The sequence below is a fragment of the Myxococcus sp. AB025B genome, from assembly GCF_006518215.1.
Classification (GTDB): domain Bacteria; phylum Myxococcota; class Myxococcia; order Myxococcales; family Myxococcaceae; genus Myxococcus; species Myxococcus fulvus.
Map to the genome: position 1 here is coordinate 1 of NZ_SRLW01000364.1, position 8917 is coordinate 8917.

Annotated in this window: 10 protein-coding genes; 6 read left to right on the forward strand and 4 right to left on the reverse strand. The window is 70.3% G+C overall.

The features are described 5' to 3' along the window. The 5 genes from FL311_RS37690 to FL311_RS46005 all read left to right on the forward strand — a co-directional run. Window positions 1-285, forward strand: a 285-nt coding sequence (locus tag FL311_RS37690) for an IPT/TIG domain-containing protein (protein WP_194869528.1), incomplete at its 5' end; no start/stop codon positions are given. A 132-nt stretch (window positions 286-417) separates the two neighbouring features. After that, a complete protein-coding gene (locus FL311_RS37695; protein WP_194869529.1) occupies window positions 418-1314 on the forward strand; it encodes a S1C family serine protease in 897 nt (298 codons plus the stop codon). A 16-nt stretch (window positions 1315-1330) separates the two neighbouring features. Further along, the gene (locus FL311_RS37700) at window positions 1331-2245 is read left to right on the forward strand and encodes a S1C family serine protease (protein ID WP_046710491.1); all 915 of its coding nucleotides are present in this window, start codon (window positions 1331-1333) and stop codon (window positions 2243-2245) included. 238 nt (window positions 2246-2483) lie between these two features. Continuing rightward, window positions 2484-2837, forward strand: coding sequence for a type II secretion system protein GspG (locus FL311_RS37705; protein ID WP_194869530.1), 354 nt, complete (start codon window positions 2484-2486; stop codon window positions 2835-2837). Next, complete coding sequence (locus FL311_RS46005; RefSeq protein ID WP_255510395.1) at window positions 2834-2968, forward strand: hypothetical protein; 135 nt, start codon at window positions 2834-2836, stop codon at window positions 2966-2968. The genes FL311_RS37705 and FL311_RS46005 overlap by 4 nt, the downstream gene beginning before the upstream one ends. Here FL311_RS46005 and FL311_RS37710 read toward each other — a convergent pair. Next, window positions 2965-3258: a UBP-type zinc finger domain-containing protein gene (locus FL311_RS37710; RefSeq protein WP_046710489.1), complete on the reverse strand. Its 294-nt coding sequence runs from the start codon at window positions 3256-3258 to the stop codon at window positions 2965-2967. The two genes, FL311_RS46005 and FL311_RS37710, sit on opposite strands and share 4 nt — an antisense overlap. Window positions 3259-3407: 149 nt before the next feature. Between FL311_RS37710 and FL311_RS37715 the strand changes: the two genes are divergently transcribed. Continuing rightward, a complete protein-coding gene (locus FL311_RS37715) occupies window positions 3408-4823 on the forward strand; it encodes an MFS transporter (RefSeq protein WP_194869531.1) in 1416 nt (471 codons plus the stop codon). On the opposite strand, the gene FL311_RS37720 is transcribed toward FL311_RS37715, so the two are convergent. The 3 genes from FL311_RS37720 to FL311_RS37730 form a co-directional block, all read right to left on the reverse strand. Then, the gene (locus FL311_RS37720) at window positions 4811-6982 is read right to left on the reverse strand and encodes a zinc-dependent metalloprotease (RefSeq protein WP_141332510.1); all 2172 of its coding nucleotides are present in this window, start codon (window positions 6980-6982) and stop codon (window positions 4811-4813) included. The two genes, FL311_RS37715 and FL311_RS37720, sit on opposite strands and share 13 nt — an antisense overlap. A 239-nt stretch (window positions 6983-7221) precedes the next feature. Continuing rightward, window positions 7222-7803: a thioredoxin family protein gene (locus tag FL311_RS37725; protein WP_141332511.1), complete on the reverse strand. Its 582-nt coding sequence runs from the start codon at window positions 7801-7803 to the stop codon at window positions 7222-7224. A 55-nt stretch (window positions 7804-7858) separates the two neighbouring features. Further along, a partial coding sequence (locus FL311_RS37730) for a protein-disulfide reductase DsbD (protein ID WP_194869532.1) occupies window positions 7859-8917 on the reverse strand: 1059 nt, incomplete at its 5' end.

Genomic DNA, 8917 nt, shown 5'->3' on the forward strand with positions numbered 1-8917 from the left:
CTGGTGGGGCTGACCACCGTGGAGCCCCAAAGCGTCCCCGCGGGCTCGTCCGAGCCCACCACCGTCCTCCTCTACGGAAAGAACTTCGTGAGGAACAGCGTGGTCACCTTTCGAGGAGTGACGTACCCGCTCCACGTGGTCAGCCCCACCAGCGGCGTGGTGAACCTGCCCCCCAGGCTCCCCCCCGGCGAAGAGGAGTTCGAGCCCATCCACATCGGCGTCCCCGCGCCGATCTCCGCGGAGACGAACTCCGGATGGCTGACGGTGTCGGCGCCCTCTCCCTGAGGTGAGGGCGCCGGGTCTCACCCGTCCGAAAGGAGGGGTGACCTACCCGAACAGGCAGGTCCCCGCCCTGCCCGGTCCGCCGATGTGGCGCGCCTTCGCGGCTTTTACCTTCCGCCTCGAAAGGAACACGCCATGTCCACCGACCTCTCCTCCCTCTCCCAGTCCCTCGCCTCCGTGGTGGAGCGCACCGCGCCGAGCGTCGTCCGCGTGGACGCGCGCCGTCGTCGCTGCGCCACCGGCATCGTCTGGAGCGCCGACGGGCTCATCCTCACCACCAGCCAGGTCGCCGAGCACGACAGCCACCTCCAGGTCGGCCTGGCCGACGGGCGCACCCTCCCCGCCGAGCTCATCGGTCGGGACGCCAGCACCGACGTCGCGCTGCTGAAGGTCGACGCCACCGGCCTCACTCCGCTCCCCTCCGCGCCGCTGGACGGCGTGAAGGTGGGGCACCTCGTCGTCACCGTGGCGCGGCCGGGACGCACGGCGCGGGCCACGCTCGGCATGGTGAGCGCGCACGGCGACAGCTGGCGCACGCACGCGGGCGGCCGCGTGGACCGCTACCTCGAGACGGACGCGGACCTGCCGCCCGGCTTCTCCGGTGGCGCGCTGGTGGATGCGACGGGACAGCTCGTCGGCGTGCTCTCCGCGGCCTTCTCGCGCACGTCGGCGGTGGTCATCCCGCACGAGACGCTGACGCGGGTGACGTCGTCGCTGCGAGAGCACGGCGGCATCCGCAGGGGCTACCTGGGCGTGGGCGCTTACCCCGTGAAGCTGCCGCAGCACCAGTGGGCGGCGGCCGGGACGGAGGCGGGGCTCATCTTCCTCTCCGTGGACCCGGAGGGCCCCGCGCAGAAGGCCGGGCTGCTGATTGGCGACGTGCTGGTGAGCCTGGATGGACAGTCGCTGCACCGCGTGGAGGACCTGCTCGGCTACCTGGGCGACGCGAAGACGGGCACCACCATCCAGGCACGCGTGCTGCGAGCCGGAGAGGTGAAGGAAGTGCCCATCACCCTGGGCCGGCGCTCGTGAGGACGAGGAACACACGATGAAGCTCCTGCAACAGTTCTCGGACGACCTGGAGACGCTCGTCGCGCGCGCCTCGCCCGCGGTGGTGGGCGTGGAGCACGCGCGGGGCCATGGCACGGGGCTCTTCCTCACGCCGGATGGCTACGTGCTCACCAACCGCCACGTCGTCATGCGCGGCTCGCGGAAGCTGACGGTGCAGTTGTCGAACGGAGAGGAGCTGCGCGGCTCGCTGGTGGGAGGCGACGCGCCCACGGACCTGGCGGTGGTGCGAGCGGAGGGGACGGACTTCCCGACGCTGCCGCTCGCCGCGCCGGAGACGGTGCGCGTGGGCCAGTTGGTGATGGCCATCGGCAATCCGTTCCGGTTGGAGCAGTCGGTGGCGCTCGGCGTGGTGAGCGCGGTGAACCGGAGCGTCACGCTGCCGGACGGCGTCATCCTGGAGGGCATGCTCCAGACGGACGCGGCCATCAACCCGGGCAACTCCGGCGGGCCGCTCATCAACACGCGGGGCGAGGTGGTCGGGCTCAACACGCTGGTGCTGCCGTACGCGCAGGGCATCGGCTTCGCGGTGAGCGCCACCACGGCGGCGTGGGTGGCCAGTCTGCTCATCCAGCGTGGCAAGGTGGAGCGGCGCTTCCTGGGCATCGCGGCGGCGGCGGTGAACCTGGGCGCGGAGCACGTGAGAGACCTGGGGCAGCCCCGGGCCGTGCGGGTCATCAAGGTGCAGGGTGGAACACCGGCGGATGACGCGGGGCTCCAGCCGGAGGACCTGCTGCTCGCCATCAACCGACGGCCGGTGAGCAGCGTGGACGACCTCCAGCGGCTGATGGCCCTGGCCACGGATGACGAGGTCTCGCTGGATGTGCTGCGCAAGGGACGGCGCAAGACGGTCGCGGCGCGCACGCGTCCACGCATCGAGCCGGTGGCCGCGTGAGCACAATGTGGCTCCGAGCGCGCCTCGGAGCCACGGCTGTCATTCCGGCCGGTGCGGCCCCGTGGCCTTGACGGAATGACAGACACCGAAGGACGCGAGTCGGTTGGAGCCAGGGGAAGGCCACCTCGGCACGAGGCTTGAAACGCGGGCGGCGATGACCGAATCCATTCCTCGTCGCCCGTTGTCACGAGCACTCCGCCAGGCTGGCCTCGCGCTGCTGTGGGTCGCGGGGCTTGGCGTGTTGGCGTTGTTCGCGATGCTCGTGGGTATCTCCGTCAACTCGGACGGTCCACGTCGAGAACGCGCGGCCCTCGACCTGCGCTCCATCCAGGGAGCGCTCCTGCTTCACCAGGACGCACAAGGCCGACTCCCCACGGAGACCGAAGGGCTCAGGCTGCTCGTCGAGCACCAGTCGCTCCAGGCCCTGCCGATGGACCCGTGGCACAACCCCTACGAGTACACGGTGCGCGACGGACAGGTGCGGCTGCGCAGCCTCGGCGCCGATGGTGACCTCGGCGGCGACGGCAGCGACGCGGACATCGAGCTGACCTTCTCCGTGGCGACAGCCGTCGAAGGCGGGCCGACACCATGAGCCCCTCCACGCATCAGCTCATCACCGGTCTCTGGCTCCACCTCTCGGGAGTCCTGGCGGCGCTGCTGCTGGCGATGCTCCTGTTGGGCTGCTTCGCCAGCCTCTTGCGCGAGGACCGCGACACGCCCTAGACGCGAGAGCCCTCTTCCTGCTCGGGCCTGTCGTCCAGGAAGAGCCGGTCCTCGAAGCACCACACCCACGTCTCACCCGGCTCGAACGACTGCACCACCGGGTGCTTCGTCTGATGGAAGTGCTTCGTCGCGTGCTTGTTCGGCGACGAGTCGCAGCACCCCACGTGCCCGCACTCCAGGCAGCGGCGGAGGTGGACCCACTGGGCATTCATCTTCAGGCACTCCTCGCAGCCGTTGGTCCGCGGCTCGGGGTTGCCCGCCTGCTCGATGTGCTTGCACTCGGTCGCCATCGTTCGTCTCCATTCGAAACGCGTTGTCCGCGGACAGGGTGTGCACGGGGCCTTCGCCCCACCATGTGCTGGGCATCCGGGCAGACAGGCTCACGGCTCCTCGACGCCCGCCGTGGCGCGACAGCGACGCACGTCCCACGCTGAAGCGTATGTCTCCCGACACCACGTCCGTGGCCTACGCCAGTCCGCGCGGGCGCGGGGTGCTGCTGGCCAGCGTGCTCGGCAGTGGCATGGCCTTCCTCGACTCCACGGCCGTCAACGTCGCGCTGCCCGCGCTCGGTCGCGAGCTGCACACGGGCCTCGCCGGCCTCCAGTGGGCCGTGGATGCCTACCTGCTCACGCTGGGCTCGCTCGTGCTCACGGGCGGCGCGCTCGGCGATGTGTGGGGGCAGCGACGCGTCTTCGTGCTCGGCCTCATGGCCTTCACGCTCACATCCGTCCTCTGTGGACTCGCCCCCAACGCCTGGACGCTCGCTCTCTTCCGCGCGGCGCAAGGCATGGGCGCGGCGCTGCTGGTGCCCGCGAGCCTCGCGCTCCTGCGCACCTCTTTCCCCGAAGCGGACCGTCAGCGCGCGGTGGCCGCGTGGGCGGGGCTCTCGGGGGTCACCACGGCCCTGGGCCCGCTGCTCGGCGGCTGGTTGGTGGATGCCGCGTCCTGGCGCTGGGTGTTCTTCCTCAACATCCCCATCGCCGTGCTGGCCGTCTGGGCGGCCCTCCGCTACGTGCCGGATGACCGGCCCACGCGAGACACCCGGAGACTGGACCTCGCCGGCTCCATCACCGCCGCGCTCGGACTGGGCGGCGTCATCTACGCGCTCATCGAAGGTCCCTCGCGAGGCTGGTCCCTCGCGCCCGTGCTCGCCGCCGTGGCTGGCGTGGCGCTCCTGGCCGCGTTCCTCGTCATCGAGGCACGCGCGAGACATCCGATGCTCCCACTCGGACTGTTCCGCTCGCGGACGTTCTCCGGCGCCAACCTCACCACGCTCGCGGTGTACTTCGCGCTGGGCGGCGTGAGCTTCCTGCTCATCCTCGCGCTGCAGCAACAGCTGGGCTACTCGGCGCTCGCCGCGGGCGCATCCCTGCTGCCCATCACCGTGCTGCTGCTCACGCTGTCTCCACTCGTGGGAAGGCTCGCGGGCCACATCGGCGCGCGTCCGTTGATGACGGCGGGGCCGCTGCTCGCGGGCGTGGGCATGGCGCTGCTCACGCGGCTGCACCGTGGCGGTGGCTACGTGGACACGGTGCTGCCAGGGGTCCTGGTGCTGGGCCTGGGGCTGAGTCTCACCGTGGGGCCCCTGACGGCGGTGGTGCTCGGCGCGGTGGAGGACCGACACGCGGGCATCGCCTCGGGCGTGAACAACGCGGTGGCGCGCATCGCGGGCCTGCTCGCGGTGGCGCTCCTGCCGCTGCTCGGTGGGCTCGCGAGCAAGACAGGGGACGCGTTCCTCCAGGGGACACGCGAGGCGCTCTGGGTCTCCGCGGGCCTGTGTGGAGCGGGAGCGCTGTGCTCCCTGCTCCTGTTGCCTCGTGACGTGGGCCGGGTGGAGCCACCTCAACGGAAGTAGGGCGAGTTCGCCGCCTCGATGCGCCCCAAGAGCTCCAGCGTCCCCCATCGCTCCTCACCGCTGAGCGTCGGCAGCCGTGCGGTCAGCTCGGCGTGCAGTTCCAGCAGCAGTCCATAGGCCGCGAGCGTCTGGTGCGCCTTGAGCACCGCCACCATCTCCCGGCGCAGCGAGAAGGGCCTGTGCCCGTCGACGTTCAAGAGGATGCCACGCACATCCGAGAACAGGGCCTCGGTGTAGGCGGGCGTGCTGGGCGGCGGGTTCGGGAACGGCGAGTAGTAGGGGTCCAGCTCCAGGAGGTAGAAGTTCCCCAGGATGCGCAGGGCCATCGCGTTGGCTCGCGCCACATACGCGGCCCCCTGCCCCGGGGGCACCTGGAGCGGAGGCCGGACCTGCTCCATGAGGAGGTCATAGCCCCGGACCTGCTCCTGCGCCGTGCCTCCCCGCACGTAGTCCTCGACCGTCTGGCGGGAGATGATGAACGGGAACGATTGAGGCGCGCCCGCGAGCACGTCCGCCATCAGCTCACGCATTACCGGCGTGTGGTAGCGCGTCAGCGGGTCGTCGAAGCGGTCCAGGCTCGCGCACGCCGGCTCCGCGAGGGCGCGTCCCCTCAGCCCCGACGTGCAGAACAGGTCCGTGGGCAGCGCCGAGGACAACCCATACAGATAACGCACGGCCGCCACGTCGAACGAGCCGGGCTTCACCATGTGAATCGTGTCGAGCTCGTGCAGGTGGTCCATGACCGAGCTCGACCGAGGCGTGGCCGGCGTCCCGTCGTACGTCCGCGAGCCGTTGAGGTTGTGCCGCAGCCCCAGCGTGTGCCCCACCTCATGCACCACGATGTGCGTGAAGTGGCGCTCCATCTTCTCCTTCTTCGTCATCGAGGCCAGCGCGGCGCGGTCCGGGTCCGTCAGCGCGGCGAGCGAGCCGTGTGCTCCCATCCGGGACGTATCGAGCTCACACAGACGCTCCTGCGTCTCCCCTCCCCAGGACAGCCTGGGACGAGGAGGACGCTCCACGGGCGTGGCGGAGGAGAGGAGCGCCGGGTCATCCGAGAAGAAGAGGTCGGCGTCACGGAACAGGCCCGCGTTGAACACGAAGTGCGCCCGGCGAAGCTCGCCGGTGTTCGGATTGGGCGAGAGGTCGGCCCAGGCCCCGGCCGGCTCGAGGACGGGGTGGAAGATGGCGAAGTTCTTGTCGTCCTCGCCGAAGTCGACGGACGCATCCGCCAGGACCGCCTCGAAGACGGGGAAGCCGAAGGCCTCATTCCAGCCCTCGATGCCCCGCTTCAGCGCACCCACCAGGTCCAGGTCGCGGTAGCGCGGGTCCTTCTTCAGCTCCAGCAGGTTGGGCGTCATGTACCAGCGGATGGGCTTCATCCCGGGGTGGATGTTCCACTTGACGGCCTCCTGCTCCACCTCGCCCGAGTACGGCACCAGCCGCCCCGAGTTGAGGAAGTAGTACGGGAGCTCCGGCGGAGGCGTCCGCGTGTAGCCGGGCCCCTCACGGTACTTGCGCAGCGCGAGCGACAGCGTCCCCACCCAGCGCGTGTCGTTGTACTCGCGGTACATGCTCCGGTCCTCGGGGATGGACAGGTGCCCGAGGAAGACCTGCTCGAACATCGCGCCGCCGTCCGAGGCCCGTCGGAAGCGCTGGGCGAAGCTCATCTCCATCCGGAACGTCGCGCCCCCGAACCACCGGTCTCCGACGATGCCGATGCTGTCGCCTCCCGCCGCCGGGTCGATGAGCACGTACTGCTCCGAGCCCGGCAGCCGGTTGAACGGCGCATGGTCCGTGACGATGGGATACGACTCCAACGGGAAGTCGAGCTTCTCGTTGCCCCCGAACAGCAGGCCGTCCTTGGCATTCATGAAGAACAGCCGCCCGTTCTTCTCCCGCATCGTCACCACGTACGTCCGCAGGTTGTGGGGAACGCCCCAGTAGGCGCCGTCCGGGAAGAAGTGTCGCAGCATCCCCGACCAGAACCATCGCTGGGACAGCTCGCTGCGGCGGATGGCCAGGTAGAACGTCCGCTCGCTGTTCCCCACCACGCCATCGACCTCGCCGCGCAGCTTCGACTGCGCCTCGGACAGCGCGCCTCGGGGCACCTCCACCACGTCGCCCTCCAGCACCACGTCCGACTCCGGAGGCTCCGTCACCCGCACGGCCTCCGGGGGCTCTGAACATCCCGAGCCTGGTACCCCGCACAGGATGAACATCACCGCCACGAGGCATCGCTTCGGCAGGCGTCCGCGTCTCACCATGGGTTCGTTCCCTCCGGACGGAAGAGACGCGCGAGTCCGCTTGCAGGGGACATCGACGGCATGGCCCAGAAAAACGAAGGTCCTCCTCCCGCGAAGGGAAGAGGACCCTGGGGACGACACGGAGGACCGCGTCCTCAGCTCTTGTACTTCACCGAGCAGCCGTAGGGCGTGGTGGTGGCCGCGGGCACGGGCTTGCCGTTGAGCACCGCGTCCACGGCGGTCTGCACGTGGTTGACCTTCTTGTCGTTCTTGCCGCGCGGGTCATCATCGATGGCGCCCGCGTAGCGGACCACTCCCTCGGTGTCGATGATGTACATGTGCGGCGTCGTCTTGGCGCCGTACGCCTTGCCCGTGGCGCCGCTCGCGTCCTGGAGCACCGGGTAGGCGAAACCCTCCGCCTTCTTCCAGGCCGCGGACTTCTCCGGCGTGTTGTGCGCCGTGGAGTCCACCGCCAGCCACACGACCTTCTGGGCGTCGAAGCCCTTGAGCGTCTTGGTCATCGTGTCCGCCTCGTAGTGGCGCTTCACGAAGGGGCACTCGGGGTTGGTCCACTCCAGCACCACCACCTTGCCCTTGTACTTCGACAGCGAGTGCTCCTTGCCGGCCTCGTCCTTCAGCGTGAAGGCGGGAGCGGGCTTGCCGACCTCGGCATCCGCGAGGGCGGGCATGCCCACGAACAGCGAGCCGAGCGCGAGCGCGGTGAAGACCTGCTTCATGGCGTTCCTCCAGGTTGGGGACTGCATGACATGACTGCGGATGACTTCGGCTGCCTCAAGGCCGCGGGAGCTGCGCGGCGCACAACACCTTCGAGCCGTCCGGACGCGGCGAGCACGCCGACGCGCGCTTCACCGAGTCCACCACCGAGTCCACCGTGAGCAGCTCCGGCAGCACCTCCGGCTTGTCCGGCGCGCTCGGGCTCAGCACCAGGTACATGGGCACACCGGCGCGCCCATGGTCCGCCAGCCGCGCCGTGATTCGCGCGTCGCGGCGCGTCCAGTCCGCCACGAAGAAGGCCACCTGGTGCTCGGTGAACGCGGCGCGGACCTCCTCGCGCGACAGCACCGTGCGCTCGTTGAACTTGCAGGTGAGGCACCAGTCCGCGGTGAAGTCGATGAACACCGGCTGCCCCGCCGCCAGCGCGGAGGCCACCGCCTCATCGCTCCACGGCTGCGCCATCGCCACGGTGGAGGACGCCTTCGCCGCCGGAGCCGCCGCCTCGTCGAAGCGCAGCGCCGCCACGCCCGAGCCCACCAGCACCACCGCCGCGATGCCCAGCGACGCCCAGCGCTTGCCGCCCTCCTGCAGCTGCGACTGGCCATACACCCACGTGCCCAGACCCACCGCCACGAGGAACGCGAGCAGCCGCGCCATGCCGTCCACGCCGGCCAGCCCGCCCATCACCCACACCAGCCACACCGTGGTGCCCAGCAGCGCGAAGCCCAGCACCTGCTTGAAGCGCTCCATCCACGCGCCCGGCTTCGGCAGCTTCTGCGCCAGCCCCGGCACCAGCACCAGCAGGCAGAACGGCAGCGCGAGCCCCAGGCCCAGCGCGGTGAACACCGCGAGCACCGTCAGCGGCCCCGCCGCGAAGGCGAAGCCCACCGCCGTGCCCAGCAGCGGCGCCGAGCAGGGCGTGGCCAGCACCACCGCGAGCACACCCTCGCCCGCGCTGTGCATCAGCCCGTGGCTCTGGTCCACCTTGCCCGCGAGCGCCGTGCCGTCCAGGCCCACGTTGAAGACCCCGAAGAGGTTGAGCGCGAACGCCACCAGCACCGCGCTCACCGCCGCGACGAAGAGCGGCTCCTGGAACTGGAAGCCCCAGCCCACGCC